A 19,829-nucleotide genomic window follows, 5' to 3' on the forward strand; every position below is an offset into this window, starting at 1 on the left:
CCAGAATAATAGGTTTTCAATCTCATCAATAAAACATTGAATTGATGAATACACTCTTACACTATAACTTATATATACCACTTACTGCTTCTTTTAGTCAATGACTGACAGGCCAAGTATAGATGAGTATTTGCTTGAGATCGCTACGATTGTGGCTAAACGCTCCACATGTCTTAGAAACAAGGTTGGTGCTGTGATCGCGAGGGATAAACGTATACTTTCCACCGGTTATAACGGTGCACCACGGAACATGAAACATTGTCTTGAAATAGGTTGCATAAGGGAACAGAATAACATTGCTTCCGGCACACGTCATGAAAAATGTCGTGCTGTCCATGCTGAACAGAATGCTATTATCCAGGCAGCCCTTCATGGTGTAAGCACTGATGGTGCAACTCTTTACTGCACTCACCAGCCATGCATACTATGTACTAAAATGATTATCAATTCCAACATAAAAAGAGTTGTTTATATCCAGCCTTATCCGGATACAGATGCCCTTGATTTCTTTTCAGAGTCAGGTGTTGAAGTAGTGAACATTGCGATTTCAGACTTTGCTTAAGCAGCGAAGTCCTTTTTTTATTATATCTTCCCGCTTACTACGGTACATTTCTCTAATTGAACCTTCTTCTGACCTGAATTCCAGTCCTCGCAGAATCACTACAGGATATCCTCCGTCACCTTCACCCATGAGCAGATTTGCCGCTCCTGCAATTTCATCGGCTATAGCTTCCTCGGTGATTTCCAGTATATTGCCAAATAGGTCTTTTTGTCCCTTCCAGTTCTTTATCGGATGTATTTTGTACACACCAATGGCAATGCCTGTCTGGCCGATCTTAAACGATCTTCCATTGGTGTCGGTCACTATGATACTAACTTTTTTTCCTGTTTGGTGTTCGATACCTTCGCCTATGTTCTTTGCACTCTGGTCCGGATCAGTGGGTAGGTCTGCCATATAGCCTTTATCAACATTTGATTCATCTATTCCTGCTTTAATGCATACGTGTCCGTTGTCTGTCTCTACAAGAAGTATCGGGAACTCTACCAGAACCTCATGGCTGCGGTCAAGAACTGCCTGCACAAACCTTGCATCAATTCCGTGCTTGTCTGCAATTCTTTTAGCGTCTTCGCCTGCAGTTATGTCTTCCAGCCTGAACATCCTGCCCTCTGCTTTTGAAACTATGGTGGAAGCTATGACTATGATATCATTGTCTTCAATGCTTGTTCTCTCACAGATGATCGATGCAATGTTATCCCTTTCTTTGATCAGGGGGATATTTTCCACAGTAAATGCCTGCATTTTCAATTGGATTCTCCAAAGAATGGTGTTTCATAAAAGTTGCTATGTTAATTTATGCTGCCATATTAAATTAATACACGTTTATGTTAAATATGCTGAAAATCAACATAATATTTAAGGGGGTAGGTTTATGAGGCAAACACAGGTTTCAGCTATAAACCAACCAACACATAGTATTGAAGTTTGCATTGATTAGTTTTCATGTGTTTGTCTCGCCTCCAATTTCCTCCATTTGAACTGTATGTTGTATCAATTTTAATGGTTATTCAAAGACCTGCCAAGAAGAATAATATACTATATTTGCATAGTATTTCCTGCGGCGATGATGACAGTTACCCCGACTGAGCAAAGAATGATGATATTTCTAACTGATGCCGCAAATCCAAATAAGGGTAATATAAAAAGATGAAACGTCCCTTTTATGGGGCGTTCATTGTAATACAGGTTTTACTCGATCATTATCTATGCTTTTCTTCGATATCTGCTTTAGGTAACGTTATGGTCAGTACACCATCTTCCAGTTTTGCACTTGCTGTGTCTTCCTTTACTGCAGATGGCAGATTGAATGCACGTGCAAACCTGTTGTAGGTCCGTTCTCGCATAAGGTATCCTTAATTTTTTTCTTCGGATTCCTTGTGAGTATTGGCACTGATCCATACTTTGTTATCCCTTATGTCTATATTGACGTCCTTTTTATCAACACCCGGAAGATCTGTTGTGACAACAATATTATCGTCATTATCTTTGATGTCAACAAGAGGGGATAGTGTATCAATATCCATCATTTCAGGCATCGATTCACGATCTCCGAACAAACTGTTGAGGTGCTCTTGCGTATGTTTCATTTCTTCAAAGGGATCCCACCTTGGAGCTGTACTCGGGTTTCATGGCGTTAATCCAAATTTCATTTCACCACACTCATGGTTTGTTATAGTTGGAACTATCCCTAATATTGGATACTCCCACTAAATAATATTATCCATTCAGTTTTATATATCTATATATATATGTGGTGATTCGGAGTGTGGGTGTAAAAAAGATGACAAGCGGAGTTATTGGGTCCACTTGTTGTCTATCAGTATTCTTACAAGGTTAGCTGCATACATTGTACCAAGTGAGCCTTTCTTCACTGACTCCTCGTCAAATGCATCTGCATTATCCGCAGTTTCTTCTGATGTGCAATATATGGCTACAGGGATTGGCACTGAAGTGTGCGTCCTCAATGCAATTGGTGTGGGGTGATCCGGCAGAACCATGATGGTTACGTCTTCATCCATGTCGTTGGCAGCTTTAAGAACAGTGCCGACAACTTTCTCATCGAAATCCTCGATTGCCTGTATCTTGGCCTTCATATCGCCCATGTGGCCTGCTTCATCAGGTGCTTCCACATGAACGAATACAAAATCGTGGTCTTTGAGAGCTTCCATTGCGTACTCGGCTTTTCCTATATAGTTTGTATCAAGGTACCCTGTGGCACCCGGTACTTCAATAACATCAAGCCCTGCATAGATGCCTATTCCTTTTACAAGATCAACGGCTGATATAATGGCACCACGAAGTCCATACAGTTCGTTAAATGGTGTGAATGCAGGTGCAAATCCCTGTCCCCAGAGCCATATGGAGTTTCCGGGGTTTTTTCCTTCTTCGACTCTTTTTTTGTTTACAGGATGATTGGGAAGTATCTCCATTGACTTTTCTATGAGTTCAGAGATCACTTCGCTGTCTTCTCCCTTTGGCATATGTTCATGCCTATTCTCATCGATGACATCATGAGGTGGAACGCATTCTGTATTAGCTCCAAGGCTTTTCTTTGCCACCATGAGGTGTCTGTAGCTGATACCAGGGTAGAAACTAAAACGTTCGTCTCCAAGGGTCGAGTCAACACTTTCTATCAGTTCCTTCGCTTCCTCATTGGTGATGTGTCCGGAACTGTAATCAGCGATCTGTTCATCTTTGATCGTTATCAGGTTACATCTGAATGCCACATCATCCTTTTCAAGTTCCACTCCCATGCTTGCTGCTTCAAGGGGCGCTCTTCCTGAATAGTACTTCTTTGGATCATAACCGACAATGGACATGTTAGCCACATCACTTCCAGGAGGAAATCCTTCAGGAACTGTTTGAGCTAGTCCTGCCCTTCCGTACATGGTAATGTAATCCATGTTGGATGTGTTGGCTTTCTGGAGAACTGTCATGCCTCCAATTTCTTTAAGGGGCTCATCTGCCATGCCATCTCCGATAAGTACTACATATTTCATACAATCACCTATATTAATAGAAATCAATAAAAACTATGAGACTTTAATATGCTTGCTAAGTAGCATAATGATTCTGTCATTTTAATCCGGTATTATGATGTGAGGGTTCGATGAAATATATACATTTTGTAATGGTCTGTGTTTGTCTGCTTGTTCTGTGTGTTTCTCCTGTTTCTGGTGTTGAAACAGAGACAATAATCCATTATTCGGAACCTGCCGTAAGTGTGCAGGATAATATAACCCTGGAGCAAGGCTATTCCTTCAAAGTTGTAGATATGAATAGCAAAAGCGGCGATGTAATGATAGAACTCTATCTTAATGGCGAAGAGATTGATCTGGACAATAACTTTGCCGCAGAAGATAATCCATTGGAGTATGTCCGTTCAGTTGCAGATGATGACGATGAAGAGGTAGATTATTTCATCATGAGGATAACCCCAAAAGGTTCTGTAAAGGAATCTGATGGTAAATATTACTCTATAATCTATATTGAGCAATACCTTGATCCGGTGGAAGATATTGATGAGTATCTGATTCTGGGCGAGAGTTATTCTTTTAAGAGTGATTCTGATTTTAAATTGGCCAATAGTTATACTCTGGATGTTGCAGGTATCGAAGATAATGAGTTATCTCTTGAACTAAGGCTTAACGGTAAATTGCTAAAAGAGGATGATGTTGAAGAAGGAGAATACTTCTATTATACTGTCTATTCTGGTAATCAGCCAGATACGATTTTCCTTGCAAATGTGAAAGCATTTATTGAGTCCGATGATTCTACTACGGTTTTCCTCAAGCAGGTTTCATTGAAACAAAATTCAAAATCTGTACCAGACAAGGATGCTGCTGCTGTTCCTGAAGAGATAGATATTGATGTTGAGTCCCCAGTAGGTGGTGACTTGAAAGCAGGTAGTATCGCCATTATAACCTATGGTGTCGATGAGGCATTTACAGAAGTGCGCATTCTGGTTGACGGTGAATTTGTTGACTCTAGAAATGACGTAAGTAAGGGAACTTATAAGGCGGTCACTGGAGAGATGGATGCCGGGATTCATGACGTAATGCTTATTATGATAGATGGTGAAGATTTTTCATATTATTCAGAGGATTTCTCAGTGTCTGTTAACATAAAAGACAATATCACAGAATCGATAGCAGGCATTGCAAGTTCAGCTGCAGAAAGTATCGTAAGGGATAATAGTTCTTCAAACGTTTCTTTCAATTCATCTATGCCATCCACTTCCGGTTCAAGTATTTCAAATGTGATCTCTCTTATTGTAACAGTAGGAGTATTTGTTGTATTTTTTGTTTTCTACAATAAATTCAGGTAATATCATATTTTTTACCTTCCTTTTTTGCTTTACTCATAATCTTTATATCACTCTTTATTGTTTATAGACAAGATTAGCTGACTAAACTTGGTTGTATCATGAGAATCGTAATGAAGTTTGGCGGAACTTCCGTGGAAAACGGCGAAAAGATCCGTCATGTGGCAGAGCTTGTAAGGCAATACTATATTGATGGCAATGAACTTGTAGCAGTGACTTCTGCACTTGGCGGTGTTACGGATGGATTACTGAGCACTGCAAAAGAAGTATCTAAAAATGGGAAAGTAACTCAGGTCAAGGAATTTATTACAGATTTATCCAAAAAACACTATGATGCAATTAATGTTGCTATTGATGATGATACTATAAGATCAGAATGCATAGAAGTAATCGACAGTAGGGTCGATGAATTGGAAAAGGCTTTGATTGGTATATGCTATCTTGGTGAACTGACCAACCGTTCAATAGATTACATTTCTTCATACGGGGAACGTCTTGCCGCACCGATTGTAAGTGGCTCGATCCGCTCACTTGGAACTCTTTCAAAAGCGTTCACAGGCGGAGAGGCGGGTATTGTAACAGATTCTAATTACGGTGATGCTAAGCCATTGGAGGACAGTTATTCTCAGGTACACGAAATACTCTGTCCTTTGCTCAAAGATTATATTTCGGTAGTTACAGGTTTTATTGCCCATGATAAGCAGAATATCATTACCACTCTTGGACGTGGAGGTTCTGATTTCTCTGCATCTATCATAGGAGCTTCTATTGGAGCCGATGAAATCTGGCTGTGGAAAGAGGTTCATGGTATATTGACCACTGATCCGAAAATAGTTCCTGAGGCAAGTCCGATCCCTCAGATATCATATATAGAGGCTATGGAGCTTTCTTATTTCGGTGCTAAGGTTCTTCATCCTAGGACAATTGAGCCTGCTATCAGGCACAAGATACCTGTACGTGTGAAGAACACCTTTGAGCCCGATTTCCCGGGCACGCTTATTGTTGCAGAACAACAGCAGACACAGGATGTTGTCAAGGCTGTAACTCTCATTAACAAGGTTGCCCTTATCAATATATGCGGAGCCGGCATGGTGGGAACCATCGGTACAGCGGCAAGGGTATTTTCCGTACTTGCCAATGCAGGTGTTAATATTATCATGATCAGTCAGGGTTCATCTGAAGCTAACATGTCCCTGGTTATCAATGAGGACCATCTTGAGGCAGCAGTGGCAGCCGTAAGGTCAGAATTCACAACTAATGTTGTAGGTGACGTTGCCTATGATCGTGATGTCTGTGTGATTGCTGTGGTTGGTGCAGGGATGGATGGTATTCCCGGAGTTGCAGGAAAAGTATTCAATTCTCTTGGAAAAGCCAGTATAAATATTATTATGATAAGTCAGGGTTCTTCACAGCATAACATTTCCTTTGTAGTGAGTTCAGAGGAAGCTATTGATGCTGTGCGGACCTTACATAAAGAATTCGAGCTTGAGAAATAATGCAGGGATTTCAGATGAACGATAAACACCTAACGTATGCAGATTCCGGGGTTGACATCGAAAAGGAAGAAGAGACTATCAAGGCGCTAACTAAAGGTATGGATTACAAGCGTGAGGGTCTGGGTGCACCTTTGACTGGCATTGGTCACTATGCAGGTCTCATAGACTTTGGAGAATATGCCCTTGCTCTTGCTACTGATGGGGTGGGTTCCAAGGTTCTGATCGCAAATGAGATGAAGCGCTGGAATACCGTGGGAATTGACTGCATTGCAATGAACGTCAATGACCTGCTTGCAATAGGTGCTGAACCTATTTCATTCGTTGATTATCTTGCTCTTGAAAAGCATGATGAGAACTTTGCGGCCCAGATCGGCGAAGGTCTTAGAAAGGGTGCTGAGATTTCACGCATGTCGATAGTTGGTGGTGAAACAGCAACACTCCCTGATATTGTGAAGGGTTTTGACCTTGCAGGCACTTGTCTGGGAATGGTCAAGAAGGATCAGATCATCACAGGCGAAAAGGTTCAACTCGGGGATGCAATTGTGGGTATTCCAAGTGACGGTGTTCACAGTAATGGGTACACCCTTGTCAGAAAGATAGTCGATGAATCTTCCTATTCATATCATGATGAGTTTCCTTATGACACCTCAACCACAATAGGTGGCGAACTTCTTATTCCTACTCGTATCTATATGGAAGTTCTTAATGTCATTAAGGAGTGTGATGTACATGGGCTTGCACACATCACTGGTAGTGGACTGTTGAAATTGAAGAGGGTCACAAAGCTTGGTTTTGATTTCAATGATCCGATAGAACCAAATGACATTTTCAAGTTCCTTCAGGAAGAAGGTAACGTGGCTGACCTTGAAATGTACAGGACATTCAACATGGGAATGGGATTTGTGATTATACTTCCGGTAGAGCAGGCTCAAAAAGCCGCACAGATGACTGGCGGTAAGATTGTCGGTCGTATTGTCGAAAAAGGTATAAAAGTCGGCGACCTTTTTATTGTTGAATGATTTATAAGGTGTTATGATGGCTTGTATCAATGATATTCCCTTTGAGATTCTCTTAAAGGGTGGCACTCCTAGCCAATGTGAGAAACTCATACAGGAAAAGTCGGACAAGGTCTACCATGTAGCTGGTGGTTACAGATTACGTGGTGTAGCTCTTATGGGGGATAATGTCCCAGTAGGGGTGAAAGGAGACGAGGTATTCTTCCAGTTCATCAAGCCGTGTTTTGGGCTCTTTGTACTCAGGGTGCCTGATGCTGCAGATATTGCAGAACAGCTTGAAAAGGATTTTAAAAAATAGTTGATCAATTAGATTTTACTCAATTTTGCAGTTTCATTGATCCATTTCAGGAACTTTCCTGATGGGAACTCATGAATGGTGGTGGCAATTATCCTGCCATTTCCTAATTCCTTCACTACCATTAAAGGATTTCCTGCATCATTACTGAAAACCACTTCTCCATCTGTCTTTGAGAAATATCCATCGAATTCAACTTCAGCACATGAATCTTCGATCAGGCACTGCGCTTGATGATCTGTTGTTTTGCAGATAGTGGTTACTTGTTGTTGCTGTATGTATTCTAATTCCATTGGTAACCAGCCATAATTATATTTGGGAACCATGGGGCTGAATACTACAAGGTTACCTCCGGCACGAACAAACTTTTCGAAGCTCTTAGCGTTCCTTTCTATTCCTGGTAGGATTTTCGTATAATCTTTGTTTGCAAAACCAGTTGGAATGACTACGCATTTGCATGGTGGGGTAAAAGGTGTGCCAATGGAGTCAGATACAATTCTCTGGCACTCAATGTTATGCTCTTTAAACAGTTTTTCGAACAATAAAGGATTATCCCAAACCAGCATTACCTCGGTCATGGTAGCTGATAGTATTTGTTGCTTTAATTATTTTGCTGCCAGTAACAGCACTTCATATGTTATTTTACTACTGTTGCATTATGTCAGTATAAGTGATTGAATATAGAGTATTAATTGCAACACATATCTGTAGGTGTGTATTTTTATATTTTTTATGTACACATTATATCGGGTTGGGGATGGAGGTCCCTAAGAAATACCTACGGCTCTTTGCCAGAAGGTCTATAAAAAGAAAAAAGAAAGCTGGTTTAAACCAGCTTGTTGAGTGGGTGGTTCTCGTCCATGATCTCAAGGCCGAGTTCCTTTGCAGTCTCTGCCAGCATGATATCAACCATTGCTGTTGCAGGGAATATTTTGTCTGTGTTCTCGATAGGTCCAAAGAGCTGGAAGTTTGAGCCGATTATCTGTGATACAAGATTTGTTCCGATATCAGTTGGCATGTAAATTGCCTTCCTCTCTTCTATTGTCTCAAACTGCTTTTTGTACGTCTTCATCCAGTCCCATGCGGATGCCATGTTGTGGTATCCACCGCCAACAGGCAGTCCAAGGTGGCCCTTGATTGCAATTACTGCTCTTATGGATGCACCGGAGCCTGCTCCCAGTGGTGTTGCTGCTACATCGATCAAAGGTTTTGTGATTCCACATTCCTTTGCGATATCGAGCATACCTTTTTCCTGTCCGGTACCACCGCTTTCAAGGATCTCAAGTTTTCCTTTTACGCTTGGGTCGGTTGCATTGAATGCAAGCACAATGGAAGCATTGATGTCGCTGTCTCTGATTGCCTCGATCTCGTCAGCATGAACACTGGCGTTGATTGAGTTGTAGATTGCTCTGTCAGCTACACCGATCTCTGTTACATACTCTGCTGCTGCTGCACGAACATCACCAGCAGATGAGTCTATGAGGAATGGTGTTTTGTCATCGACACTAATGAACCAGTCGATATATTTCTTGATTGCTTCCGGTGTTTCTCCGACAATCTGGTTTACGATTGGGTTACCAGTGATCTGTCCCATGTCAACCATTCCCTGCCAGAGCTTGTTTGCAGCATCTACATCGAAGACACCCTTGTCTTCATCAGTCACGATCTTGTGCCTGTTGTAGAACATCGTTCCTATAAGCACTGTTGGGTATTGCCCTGGCTGGCCACCGAACTTGACCCCACCGACATCAAATACTTCTTGTTTCTTGTCAAATTTGAACATATGAACAACCTCTTTATTTTAAATACCGAGCATAGGTGCAAGGAACAGAACGTACAGCAGGAATATGATAATTCCAACAACAGCTCCGTATAATATTCCTATGTCTCTTCCTACTTTCTTTCCGATACGTTGTGCTACTTCACTGTTAACAAACTCGATTTTCTCATCTATCTTGTTGAGTTTCTCAAGTACTGCATTGAAGTCTTCCGGATCTGTAACTACGCTTGGTACCCTGTCGCTACTGTCAGCCATTTTACATCACCTTCCAGACGAACATAGGGATTATTACTACCATTACAATCGCAAATACGAATCCCGCTATAAACCCAGACACACCTGTTACAGATACTCCTGAATCGAGTTTCTGGTTTCTTGCTATGAGCTGAGCCCTGTAACGGATATCCTCAACTACGGCTTCAATGGGTCCCATCTGTGGGTTTATGACCATTGGTACGCCTTTTCCATATTCTTGTTCTTCTGCCATATCAGTTACCTCCGAACAGCAGCATTCCAAGGAGTGCTAATGTGATTGCAAGACCAATCATTACACCTTCTACCTTACCAGCGTGTACACCAGAGTGGAACTTGTTGAGGTTACCTATTACCATCATTTCCTTATTGATGCCAAGTATTCTGCTTCTGATAGTTGAGATCTCAGCTGCCATTGGCTTAAGTCCGCCGGCTTCCTCTCCTTCGTCACTTTCTCCGCCGCCTACTTCAAGTACCATTGCGTCTGCATCGAAAGCTCCGGGATCTTTTGATGCGTATTCCTTGATCTTTGCAACAATAGCATTCATGTCCTCAGTACCGATGAAATCGATACATTCGACCTGCTGCTGGAATCTTTCAATTGCCTCCGAACTCAGGTTCTCTACGTAAGGAATTGCACCTGCTGCACCAACTATCCTGTTGTCTTTTATACCATTTTTGTGGATCTTGATGATTGCGTCTCCTGTAATATGACCCTTTACTTCGGATCCTGTTACAAGGAGGAATCTTACGTTAGGGTTTGATATTATGTGAGCAACTACTTTTTCAAGACCAAGGTTTTCGGTCTTACAAGGGCCTGCTATACATGCACCTGCTTCTAACATGGGGCCAGCTGAAAGGTGTGAACCACATGTTACGACTGCAACACAGTTGTTGACATCGCCAACATCGTATTCTCCTTTAAGGATTGGCCATCCTGCTGCTGGTTCTCTTTTATCTACCATCTCACATCACTCCTAATGCGCCCATGACCAGAAGCATGAGTCCTGCAACTCCCAGACCAACTATCACTCCATAGAATGTGTTTCCGTAGAAACCTGCGTGGTATGAAGTCTGTCCACGTCCTGGGAATGAGTTCATCAATTCTTTGCTTGGTGACAGGGAGTTGATGAGGTCATCAGCTATTTTGTCAAGTTCATCAAGCTGTGCCATGATAGGATCCATTGAATAAGCAATTATATCCTCTCTTTCTGCTGCAAGAAGGGATGTAAGTGGATCCAGTACAAGATGTGCCTCTGGGGCTACGTGTACCATGCTCATTCTAATTCCTCCTTTGTAGGTAATTGACCAGTGCCAAGAACTACATATGCATCTCTCTTTACGCGCTCATAGTAGCCGCTGAACCCTATGTACCAGAGTGCGAGTCCTATAAGGATGGTAAGTGAGCCGGATGCTCCTTCGTTTATGGTTGCAACTATTCCTGCAACTACCATTGCCAATGCACCTTTTTCCAATGCAACTATGAGTGTCCTGTCCTGTTTCTCGTCAGGTCCCAGGTTTGCATTGAATGGGTGAAGTATAGCAAGTCCTCCTGCTATGAAGATAACAGCAATGTATCCGGTACTGATGACTTGCTTAAGTACTATTGGGAAATCAAATGTTCCAGTCATTGCGATAGTAAGACCAATGATGGTGATCGTACCAGCTGTTGCAATTTCTGTCATGGATATTTCCATGATGGGGATACCCATATTGAGTACTTTGTTTGCAAGGCTACCAATGAGAAGGCCAATAATTGCTGCTGAAATCAGTGCAATTATAGGTCCTGCAATGCCACCTACTGCAAGCCCGAATGTTGTTGCAATTACTCCCATACCGAGTGCCAGCATACCGATTGAAGGTACACCAGTACCAAGCCCGTAACTTGCTACTCTTCTGACTGCTGCAGCACCCCATATCATGCCGCATATTGCTCCAAGTGCACCGATAAAGGACATATACTGTCCAACCATGTCCACAAGGAAATATGCTGCATATATTCCGATAAGTCCGCCTGCAACGCCAAAGGCTATAATTTTATTCTGTGGAACTGCCTCTGCGGCTGCTCCGCTTCCACCTGCTGACATTTACAGACCTCCTATGGACAACACAGCAATAATTGAGCAAAAGAATGTTGCTATTAATGATGCGAGTACTGCTTTTGGGAATCTCTTGAATTTAGGGTCGTGGAAACCTTCGATGGTTCCTCCGATGTTATAGGATGGGATTACTGCGTTAACGAAGAAGATACCTACTGCGAAAACACTGGCCATACCTACAAGGTCTACAAGAGGAAGTCCGTTCTCAATGCTCATAAGGGAGTAGTATATAAGTGCGCCACCAATTCCTCCAAGTGCGCCACCAATTACACCACTTACAAATGATACGGTTGGAAGTCCGTGTCCCTCAGTACCCTGTGAAACGTAGAGATCCTGCCTGTCCTTTGTAATTGGGTCGTACTTGACCTTTGCTGATGCAGGTGGGCAACCAACTCCGTATGTGTATACCCATGCTCCTACTATCATTGTTACGGACATCATTATCATTGCACCGACTGCACCAGATGCAAGAATGAGTCCCATATTATCTGTTACCTGCATCATGGCGCCTGCTGTTACAAGACCTGTAAGACCTGCACCAGCTGCAAGCTGGACAGTACCTGTGCCGATACCTGTTGCCTGTGCCATAGCTGCCGGAGCACCACCTACTGGTACGAAGTGAACACTCCATGAAATTAGTGCTCCACCAAGTGTGATAGCTATCACGTAGATGATGTTTGCCATTAATATGCCTACAATATCTATCATGCGGCCACCTCTGCTTCTACTTCATCTTCTTTGTATGTTCCAAATGCGGCACGTGCAGCAACTTCAATGTTCCTGTTCCATAATATCAGAATAAGTACAATAATCACACCTGTTATGACTGAAACCCAGCCAATAGCGTCTCCCTTTGTCGGATCGAAAAGAGCGGTGATCCAACCACTGAGAAACACGGTCATACCAAAAGCAAGACCTGTAACAGGTCCACCGAATTTTGCACAGAACCAGGAATTGTCGATACCATTTCTCAAGCCTGACTCTGCTTTTCTCACGATGTTACCGGAGTTTGCAGCATTAAGGCCTGCTCCATATTCGACGTTCTGGAATTCACGTTCTGCACCGTAGTGTACGTCACCGGTTGATGATCCGATTGCACCGACAGTGATTCCCCAAATGAATGCCAGAAGTGGCAGTGAGAAGGGGTGTGCCAATACAGCCACCATCAGATATGATACCACAAGTATACAGAATGTTGTGATAAAGGAATATCCCATAATGACGGGTGTGTGACTTGCAATTAAATCAAGATAAACTGGTTGTTTGAAACGTTTCTGACTTGCTGATCTGCCGAAATATGCGGTCACTGAATATGTGCCATGTATTGCTGCAGCGACAATTGCTCCAATGACCAATGCCAGTACTGCAGATGCACCAGCGGTAATCAATACGGATGCGGTTGTTCCACCAATTGCACACATAAGTGCGTTTGATGGTGGTTCACCGGAAATGGCTTTACTATATATCCTGTGAGGATACATCATTTGGGGCGCTAACTGCACTTGAGAGTTTGGGTTACTTTGTGACCCAACATCTGATTCAAGGTCTTCAGAGGCACCTGCAATAGTTGCAGCTGCACCCATAAGTGCGAGTACGCCCATACCTGTGAGCGGTTCCATTCACATTTCCTCCTTTTTATGTTGTACCAAGTAAATTATGCCAAAATTACAATAACTATTTCTTAATATTTTATTATAATTGCTATGGCGTAAACTAACGTAAGGTGGATTGCATTATCTTAAATACTTCTTAAAGCTTTCGAATGGATTCAAGTGAAAAGGCAGTCGTTTAGCTAAAAGAATGACATATATTTTCAATACCCCGGTACGTTAAAAATATATAATTCAAGAAATGATGGAATTGTTAATTTCATTCCCTGCGTTCGAAGTTAAGTATATATATATCTGGTCTTGGCTTTTTGCCACTTCCCCGGGAAAAGTCCATGTAACACCTGTTGCAAAGAACCCGGCTGTTGAGTGAGGCTATTTCAGCTGTACCAGGTACAAGCCTTGCAAAAAGAAAAGAAGATTCGATTTCGAGATTCTCTGATGTCTTTTTCAGGTAGCCATTAATGTGTTCCTCAAAGATCTCCAGGTCATCATACTGCAATCCTCTGGTGTTTACGGTAACTCCTTTACATCCACATGGGAGGGCGAAGACATCCATCTCTATAATAAAGACTGGTTTTGCCAGCAGACTCCTCAGGTTGTTTTCAAGGTCACCACGGTTCTTTGCCAATATTTCTGTTATAGTCATTATTGCCCTCCTTCTACTTTCAGGGGCTTAAGTATGTTTTCACCATTCTCCGTGGAGTAGACCTTTATTATTTTCTCTGCCAGTCTCTTGCAATATCCGCATTTATTGCAGACCTTGCCACATTGCTTCCATTGGGAAATAGCACCTTCAAGCTCTTTATTAGGTATATAATACAGGTCTCTTAAATCTCTGGGACAGTCCAGCAGGTCCATAAGATTGCCTTCATATGACTCATTTGCATAAGCATGGACATTATTTAATATCCAGTTGGGAAAATGCGTCCTTCCGCCAATCTTGAAAGTATCAGTTATATGTTTGTATTCCTTGAGGTCTTCTGGTCTTATCCATGGAGATTTGATAAGCTGCTGAGGATCTTTTATCCTGAGTGAGAGACACTTGTAATAATAGTAGTCGTCAAGCACGTTCAGTTTTGGTCCCGGGCCATTTGCGTGAGAGAAGAAATTAAAGTGCGCATACCTGAGCGGACACTGATAAAGGCATCCTTCGTTCACAAGCAGTTTCAGGTCACATGATACTGCATCCCTGATAGCTTCAAGTTTATCGAAGGCACGATTGATTACAGGGTCTATTACTATAGTATCTGCTCCAAGTCCTTCATAGAACTCTGCTTTCTGCGGTGAGTCAACGAATGAAAGGACTGATACAACAACTTCCATATCAAAATCCTTTGATAACATTTCTATAAAATAAGGCTCAGCAACCGTTATAGCATCTACTCCTATGTTATTGAGCTGTTTAAAATACCAGTTGATCCGGTTGTAACCTTCAGAGGTAAGATGTTGGCCTCCCATACAAGAACTGTTGAGGACGACTTCCATTTTGACCCCTTTTTCATGGGCATACCTGGTTTGCTCAGCTATTTCTTCAAGTCCAGGTGCACTGAGATTTGTTCTGCCTGTGCCTACATAGTCTGGAGTGCCCGCCATGTAAACTCCATAAATATCGCTGGAACCGGTAAGCAGCTCCTCCAGTCCCTCAAGGTGTCCCACATGGGGAGCATACAGTTTCATCGCTTTGGTGGTACTCTTTAATTTAGATAAGTATTTTGGTTATTAAGAAAAAAGCAAAACTCTTATCAATTACTATAATATCCATTTAGTCATGATACTGGGTGCTTCATCCTTTGCAGGCAAAATTTCCGAGATTGCCTCTGAATTACAGTCTGTTGAGCTTTACATGCCAAAACTTGATGTGTACAAAAGTTCCATCCTGCAGAAAGACATTCTTGAGTTCATACTTGATGAGCTTTCGATGTTTGATCTGCAAACCTCACTTCACGCTCCCTATTTTGCAGATGTTCCTACTTACCCGAAAGATGTTGTTGTTGATACAGCCAGTATGGGCGAAAGAGAATTCCGTCTTATCCGGGAATCCATTGAGCTTGCCGCAAGGCTTGATTCAAAGGCTATTGTCCTGCATCCCGGGAGATTTGACAATGATCATGAAGCATGTTTCAATAAAATGATATCCAATCTGAAAGTCCTTGCCGCTGATGCAGAAGATAGTGGTGTGATGCTTGGACTTGAGAACAAGGAAGGGACTTCAACCGGGAATCTGTGCTGTAATGCTCATGAACTTTTACTTGCCGTTAAAGAGGTAAATTCTGATAATCTTGGTGTAACCTTTGATATAGGGCATGCGAATCTTACCTGTGGCGGAGACAGTACAAAACTTCGTGAATTTGCAAGAACACTTGCTCCGTATGTTATTCATGTGCATGTGCATGACAACGGTGGAGTCTGGACAAATGAATATGACGGGGATGAACACCTTGCTCCGGGATCAGGGACTATAGATTACAGTGTTCTGAACGAGTTAAAAGGTTACAAAGGTATCTACAATATGGAGGTTTTCTCTATAGAAGATGTACGTTTGGGAAAAGAAACAATAAAAAAAGCACTTAGTACTTGTTAGTATTCGATGTACTACTTTCTGTCATTCCTTGAATGATTTTCAATTTTTTATTTAAGAATAATGCTAAAAGATCAAGCATTATAATTTGGCGGAACGACCAGGACAAGCACATCGGATATCTGTAGCACTTTCTCGGTGACCGAACCTACCAGTTTTTTCAGGCCATTCTTTCCCTGTGTGCCAATAACTATACGATCAACACCTTCCTTTTTTGCAACCTCTACAATTTTCTCAGGGGCGCTGCCGTCCTCTATTATGGTATCTATCCTATCCATTTCACACCCTGACTCAACGAGTATGTCGGTGATAGTTGAAATAGTACTATCAGCTCCTTCATTCTGCCATGTTTTCCTTGAAAATCCCTTATCGGGGACAACATGAAGGACAATCAGCCGGTAGTCATGTTTTAAGGCTATTTTCGCTGCTACCTTTGCAGCATTTGATGAATAGATTGAGCCATCTGTAGGGATGAGTATTTTCATTCAAACTGTGGAATTGTGCAGGTTATAATTAAATATATTGGAATGCAATTGTGTAATACAATGGCTGCAATACTTCATGCATGTCAGTCTTATTGTGGGTGAATGGCGATGAACAAATATCAGAAATTCAAAAAAATGGATAACAAAAGTTATTCCGATGTAACTCGTTTTTTGAAGGAAACAACGCACCTTACAGCCAGGGAATGGGTTGTTTCTAGGATGTGTGCTGACTTCAAGAACCTCTCCAACCATTCCGAGATGACATGGATAGGTGAGAACCTACCGGAAATGGTTCCTTTCATGGACGAGGCTTACTCAAGGCAGGAAGTCTCAAATGCCAGGTCCTCATTCAAGAAAAAAGTCCAGCGCAGTGGAACTACGTTTTTTTATGCTTACTATGCGGGTTTGATTACACAGGAAGAAATGCTTTACATGATCCATCAGATGGTAAAAGATATCAAAAAACTAATGGATACTGAAGGCAGTGAAGTTCCACAAGAGCATGCAACTGATGTTCAGATCCTCGTTGCCGAAGTACTCAGAAATATAAATGAATCGCTGGATGAAGGGTATTAAGATATTAGTACTCTTCAATTCCGTTTCTTTCACAATAGTTCAGATATCCCAGGAGCATTCTCATATCAATCTGCCTGATATATCTTGCCTGTACCTTGGATACATGCAATGTATTGTCTCCAATCTTTACCTTTATGTCTGATTCCTTGGGCATACTCATATCTATAGAAACAATGGCAGGTCCGCCACAGGTAGTGCAAAGGCGATAGTCCTTGTTTGATTTAAGGATAAAGTCCTCAACTTCATTTTCAACTTTTATTTCTCTAGGGGTATCTATCATGCGTACTAGGCAGTATTATGTATACTTAAATCTTATCCATTATTGCTTATAATCTGGGTATTTTCATGCCTATAAAAAAGTAATGTAGGTGTATGTTGAACCGTATGGTATGCTAAAAATCTGTCAGATACAATGTTCTTTTGTTTTTAAAAAAGGATGGTGAAAAAGGAGTTATTGCAGCTCATGCGTACGAGTCAAAAAATTATATTTCAGGATTATTTTCCGTTAGTTTCGATACAATAATACATATTTTTAAGCTCATTTTCTTTGTAAACTTCGCAGTCTCCGCATATGCAGCCTTTCTCTTCATCAATACATTTGCTCTTTTCGAAAGCACAGAATAATCCTTCCATATGTTCGACTTTGTCGATATCTCCCTTAACCATGGTCATCATATTCTTAGGCATTGCTTTCATTTTGCATGCAAATGAATAACTTGGGCATTTCATGCACATACATTTGCTTATATTTTCCTTACTTCTTTCCACATTCCCCATTATTATCACCTTATATTGCTATTGTTGCAACATCTGCTATGATAACCCCTGTTGATCTTAAATCTCTATCTACCATCCATTTTGATCAACATTTAAAAACTCTGTGTCATTGATATTTATTATTATTGGTATTTAATGATGTGTGATTTTTATAAACACCATTTTCAGGGCAAATTTAAATCGAATGAGTTGTATTGTAAAATCCATGTTGATGAAAGAAAGGGGTAAACTGGTCATATGGCCTGCGTACATCGATAAGACCAAATCCAGGCGAGACGGGCGTATTGTCTCCAGAAAGACTTCAGTGGAATCCCCCACAATCAATGAGATTAATCAGGCTGCACAAAAGTTGGGACTTAATCCTGAGGTAGAGGCTGACAAAGCTTATCCTCGTAGCTGGTGGGAAATTAAAGGGCGGGTACTTATTGATAATACGGCACCAAAGACTCATTTATCCAGAAGGATATGCGCAGCTATCAAGGAAATGCGTTCCTGATAGTTTATCTATCTTATTTTTAGCTATTTTAAAAAAAGAATGGTGAAATGCGTTTTGTAGTTATGCTACAGGCCACATTCCAAAGTTTGCATCAAGTATGATGATAGCAAGTCCGATGACCACGCCAATCACCATTACGGTTTTAGGGTCTACGTGTATTGCTTTTTTGTCAGCTTCATAATAGCGCATAAGGCCGGCAGATGACATCAAACCGTTACCGCTGGATTTCTTTTTTGACATTTGTATCTCCGCATTTTAGTGTTTATATCTATTAACTAGATATTATGTGTTTATTATTAATTTATTTGTCCCTTTCATGTCTTTCATGATTTAAAAGACTGTGCCTTCATGCAAGGAGTTCATCCAGCAGGAATGGGGGGTAGAATACTCCTTTTTCTGTAATGAATGCAGTCACATTTTCCATTGGTGTCGCGTCGAATGCGGGATTGTACACCTTTACATCTGCAGGTGCTATCTGCACATCCTTGAAGAACCGCAGTTCGTTTGCATCCCGCTCTTCAATGGTAACAGTGTCTTCCCAGTTATTTGGGTCAAAGGTGGATATGGGGGCTGCAACAAAGAACGGTATCTCATGTTCCCTTGCAAGAACTGAGTGTGTGTAAGTTCCTATCTTATTGAAGACTGCATCTCCAGTTATCCTGTCCGCGCCCACGATAACCTTGTCTACCATGCCCTTGCTCATGACATGTCCTGACATTGAATCGGTGATGAGTGTTACATCTATATTGTCCTGCATGAGTTCCCATGTTGTAATTCTGCCACCTTGGTTGAGTGGTCTTGTCTCACACGAAATGACTTTGATCTCTTTGCCTGCCTCGATAGCAGAGCGGATAACTCCAAGTGCGGTTCCCCAGTCAACACATGCCATTTTTCCTGCATTGCAATGAGTCATGACAGTGTCGCCATCTTCCAGGAGTTTTGCTCCGTATTTTCCAAGTTTCTTGTTGGTTGCAACGTCTTCGTCAGCGATATTCTTTGCTTCAGATAGTACTACATCCTTGATGCCATCAAGGTCAAATGCATCCGAGATCGCATCCATTGTCCTGTCAACTCCCCATGCCAGATTTATAGCAGTGGGACGTGTTGCCTTGATAGTCTTTGCAGCAATTTCCAGATCCCTGATAAGCGCTTCCATTTCGTTTGCGCTGCTCAGAGTTGCGGCAAGTGCGATACCATAGGCACCGGCAGCTCCCAGCGCAGGAGCACCCCGCACGCGCAGGGACTTGATAGCCTCACAAAGCGAGGCAAGAGTTTTGCATTCAATGACCTTGTACTCCATTGGTAGAAGTGTCTGGTCTATCATTACGATTGAAGCTGATTCATCATTCCAGTCTATGGTTCTCATGCTATCTGCTCCTTTAAAGGTATTAACTGGGATAAAAATGTAAAGGTTTGAACAAATGTGACTTTAATATTTATAACAAGTATCATGCTTACAAACAGAGTCACTTTTTTAATTACAGAA

At 41.7% G+C, this 19,829-nt stretch carries 26 protein-coding genes and 1 pseudogene; 8 read left to right on the top strand and 19 right to left on the bottom strand.

What is annotated here, in order from left to right:
- The first annotated feature begins 100 nt into the window (after nt 1–100).
- Nucleotides 101–562 (top strand): cytidine/deoxycytidylate deaminase family protein, encoded by a 462-nt coding sequence (locus tag QZZ23_RS04165; RefSeq protein WP_292467087.1) that lies wholly within the window; start codon nt 101–103, stop codon nt 560–562.
- On the opposite strand, the gene QZZ23_RS04170 is transcribed toward QZZ23_RS04165, so the two are convergent.
- From QZZ23_RS04170 to QZZ23_RS04180, 3 genes and pseudogenes are all read right to left on the bottom strand, one after another.
- On the bottom strand, nt 548–1,306 hold the full coding sequence (locus QZZ23_RS04170; RefSeq protein WP_292467089.1) for a coenzyme F420-0:L-glutamate ligase: 759 nt from the start codon (nt 1,304–1,306) through the stop codon (nt 548–550). The genes QZZ23_RS04165 and QZZ23_RS04170 overlap by 15 nt on opposite strands.
- Before the next feature lie 452 nt (nt 1,307–1,758).
- Nucleotides 1,759–2,145 (bottom strand): annotated as a pseudogene (locus tag QZZ23_RS04175) (Hsp20/alpha crystallin family protein).
- A gap of 207 nt (nt 2,146–2,352) precedes the next feature.
- On the bottom strand, nt 2,353–3,558 hold the full coding sequence (locus tag QZZ23_RS04180) for a cofactor-independent phosphoglycerate mutase (protein ID WP_292467091.1): 1,206 nt from the start codon (nt 3,556–3,558) through the stop codon (nt 2,353–2,355).
- Between the two features lie 110 nt (nt 3,559–3,668).
- On the opposite strand from QZZ23_RS04180, the gene QZZ23_RS04185 reads away from it, so the two are divergent.
- The 4 genes from QZZ23_RS04185 to QZZ23_RS04200 all read left to right on the top strand — a co-directional run bounded on the left by QZZ23_RS04185 (nt 3,669) and on the right by QZZ23_RS04200 (nt 7,693).
- Complete coding sequence (locus QZZ23_RS04185; RefSeq protein WP_292467093.1) at nt 3,669–4,886, top strand: hypothetical protein; 1,218 nt, start codon at nt 3,669–3,671, stop codon at nt 4,884–4,886.
- Between the two features lie 98 nt (nt 4,887–4,984).
- Nucleotides 4,985–6,379, top strand: coding sequence for an aspartate kinase (locus QZZ23_RS04190; protein WP_292467095.1), 1,395 nt, complete (start codon nt 4,985–4,987; stop codon nt 6,377–6,379).
- Nucleotides 6,380–6,393: 14 nt separating this feature from the next.
- The gene (gene purM / locus QZZ23_RS04195; protein ID WP_292467097.1) at nt 6,394–7,398 is read left to right on the top strand and encodes a phosphoribosylformylglycinamidine cyclo-ligase; all 1,005 of its coding nucleotides are present in this window, start codon (nt 6,394–6,396) and stop codon (nt 7,396–7,398) included.
- Between the two features lie 16 nt (nt 7,399–7,414).
- Nucleotides 7,415–7,693, top strand: a complete 279-nt coding sequence (locus QZZ23_RS04200) for a DUF1894 domain-containing protein (protein WP_292467098.1) — start codon at nt 7,415–7,417, stop codon at nt 7,691–7,693.
- Nucleotides 7,694–7,701: 8 nt separating this feature from the next.
- Here QZZ23_RS04200 and QZZ23_RS04205 read toward each other — a convergent pair whose 3' ends face one another.
- The 11 genes from QZZ23_RS04205 to QZZ23_RS04255 all read right to left on the bottom strand — a co-directional run bounded on the left by QZZ23_RS04205 (nt 7,702) and on the right by QZZ23_RS04255 (nt 15,108).
- A complete protein-coding gene (locus QZZ23_RS04205; protein ID WP_292467100.1) occupies nt 7,702–8,268 on the bottom strand; it encodes a hypothetical protein in 567 nt (188 codons plus the stop codon).
- 248 nt (nt 8,269–8,516) lie between these two features.
- Nucleotides 8,517–9,473 carry a tetrahydromethanopterin S-methyltransferase subunit H gene (gene mtrH, locus QZZ23_RS04210; protein WP_292467102.1) on the bottom strand — a complete coding sequence of 319 codons (957 nt, stop codon included), beginning with the start codon at nt 9,471–9,473 and terminating at the stop codon, nt 8,517–8,519.
- Nucleotides 9,474–9,491: 18 nt separating this feature from the next.
- On the bottom strand, nt 9,492–9,725 hold the full coding sequence (gene mtrG, locus QZZ23_RS04215; protein ID WP_292467103.1) for a tetrahydromethanopterin S-methyltransferase subunit MtrG: 234 nt from the start codon (nt 9,723–9,725) through the stop codon (nt 9,492–9,494).
- Nucleotide 9,726: 1 nt separating this feature from the next.
- Nucleotides 9,727–9,957, bottom strand: a complete 231-nt coding sequence (locus tag QZZ23_RS04220) for a tetrahydromethanopterin S-methyltransferase subunit F (RefSeq protein ID WP_292467105.1) — start codon at nt 9,955–9,957, stop codon at nt 9,727–9,729.
- A gap of 1 nt (nt 9,958) precedes the next feature.
- Entirely contained in the window at nt 9,959–10,687 is a 729-nt protein-coding gene (mtrA, locus tag QZZ23_RS04225) for a tetrahydromethanopterin S-methyltransferase subunit A (RefSeq protein ID WP_292467107.1), read from the bottom strand.
- 1 nt (nt 10,688) lies between these two features.
- Nucleotides 10,689–11,003 carry a tetrahydromethanopterin S-methyltransferase subunit B gene (locus QZZ23_RS04230; RefSeq protein WP_292467108.1) on the bottom strand — a complete coding sequence of 105 codons (315 nt, stop codon included), beginning with the start codon at nt 11,001–11,003 and terminating at the stop codon, nt 10,689–10,691.
- Nucleotides 11,000–11,809, bottom strand: coding sequence for a tetrahydromethanopterin S-methyltransferase subunit MtrC (mtrC, locus tag QZZ23_RS04235; RefSeq protein ID WP_292467110.1), 810 nt, complete (start codon nt 11,807–11,809; stop codon nt 11,000–11,002). The genes QZZ23_RS04230 and mtrC overlap by 4 nt, the downstream gene beginning before the upstream one ends.
- Nucleotides 11,810–12,520, bottom strand: a complete 711-nt coding sequence (mtrD, locus tag QZZ23_RS04240; protein ID WP_292467201.1) for a tetrahydromethanopterin S-methyltransferase subunit D — start codon at nt 12,518–12,520, stop codon at nt 11,810–11,812.
- A gap of 5 nt (nt 12,521–12,525) precedes the next feature.
- Nucleotides 12,526–13,440, bottom strand: coding sequence for a tetrahydromethanopterin S-methyltransferase subunit E (gene mtrE, locus QZZ23_RS04245; protein ID WP_292467112.1), 915 nt, complete (start codon nt 13,438–13,440; stop codon nt 12,526–12,528).
- Nucleotides 13,441–13,690: 250 nt separating this feature from the next.
- Complete coding sequence (locus QZZ23_RS04250) at nt 13,691–14,077, bottom strand: DUF5402 family protein (RefSeq protein ID WP_292467113.1); 387 nt, start codon at nt 14,075–14,077, stop codon at nt 13,691–13,693.
- On the bottom strand, nt 14,077–15,108 hold the full coding sequence (locus QZZ23_RS04255) for a peptidase U32 family protein (protein ID WP_292467115.1): 1,032 nt from the start codon (nt 15,106–15,108) through the stop codon (nt 14,077–14,079). The genes QZZ23_RS04250 and QZZ23_RS04255 overlap by 1 nt, the downstream gene beginning before the upstream one ends.
- Nucleotides 15,109–15,199: 91 nt before the next feature.
- Between QZZ23_RS04255 and QZZ23_RS04260 the strand changes: the two genes are divergently transcribed.
- Entirely contained in the window at nt 15,200–16,012 is an 813-nt protein-coding gene (locus tag QZZ23_RS04260; protein WP_292467117.1) for a sugar phosphate isomerase/epimerase, read from the top strand.
- A 71-nt stretch (nt 16,013–16,083) separates the two neighbouring features.
- On the opposite strand, the gene QZZ23_RS04265 is transcribed toward QZZ23_RS04260, so the two are convergent.
- Entirely contained in the window at nt 16,084–16,494 is a 411-nt protein-coding gene (locus QZZ23_RS04265; protein WP_292467119.1) for a universal stress protein, read from the bottom strand.
- A gap of 108 nt (nt 16,495–16,602) precedes the next feature.
- Between QZZ23_RS04265 and QZZ23_RS04270 the strand changes: the two genes are divergently transcribed.
- A complete protein-coding gene (locus QZZ23_RS04270; protein ID WP_292467121.1) occupies nt 16,603–17,070 on the top strand; it encodes a DUF5806 family protein in 468 nt (155 codons plus the stop codon).
- Nucleotides 17,071–17,074: 4 nt separating this feature from the next.
- Here the strand turns inward: QZZ23_RS04270 and QZZ23_RS04275 are convergent, their stop codons facing one another.
- Both QZZ23_RS04275 and QZZ23_RS04280 read right to left on the bottom strand, forming a co-directional pair.
- Nucleotides 17,075–17,350 carry a hypothetical protein gene (locus QZZ23_RS04275; protein WP_292467123.1) on the bottom strand — a complete coding sequence of 92 codons (276 nt, stop codon included), beginning with the start codon at nt 17,348–17,350 and terminating at the stop codon, nt 17,075–17,077.
- 215 nt (nt 17,351–17,565) lie between these two features.
- Complete coding sequence (locus QZZ23_RS04280) at nt 17,566–17,847, bottom strand: DUF2769 domain-containing protein (RefSeq protein ID WP_292467125.1); 282 nt, start codon at nt 17,845–17,847, stop codon at nt 17,566–17,568.
- A gap of 211 nt (nt 17,848–18,058) precedes the next feature.
- Here QZZ23_RS04280 and QZZ23_RS04285 point away from each other — a divergent pair, with 211 nt between their 5' ends.
- Nucleotides 18,059–18,343 carry a signal recognition particle protein Srp19 gene (locus tag QZZ23_RS04285; RefSeq protein WP_292467127.1) on the top strand — a complete coding sequence of 95 codons (285 nt, stop codon included), beginning with the start codon at nt 18,059–18,061 and terminating at the stop codon, nt 18,341–18,343.
- A gap of 60 nt (nt 18,344–18,403) precedes the next feature.
- Here QZZ23_RS04285 and QZZ23_RS04290 read toward each other — a convergent pair whose 3' ends face one another.
- Complete coding sequence (locus QZZ23_RS04290; RefSeq protein WP_292467129.1) at nt 18,404–18,583, bottom strand: preprotein translocase subunit Sec61beta; 180 nt, start codon at nt 18,581–18,583, stop codon at nt 18,404–18,406.
- 106 nt (nt 18,584–18,689) lie between these two features.
- A complete protein-coding gene (locus QZZ23_RS04295; RefSeq protein WP_292467131.1) occupies nt 18,690–19,709 on the bottom strand; it encodes an S-methyl-5-thioribose-1-phosphate isomerase in 1,020 nt (339 codons plus the stop codon).
- Nucleotides 19,710–19,829 lie beyond the last annotated feature (120 nt).

Origin of the sequence: Methanolobus sp., assembly GCF_016278385.1 — an archaeon.
GTDB lineage: Archaea > Halobacteriota > Methanosarcinia > Methanosarcinales > Methanosarcinaceae > Methanolobus.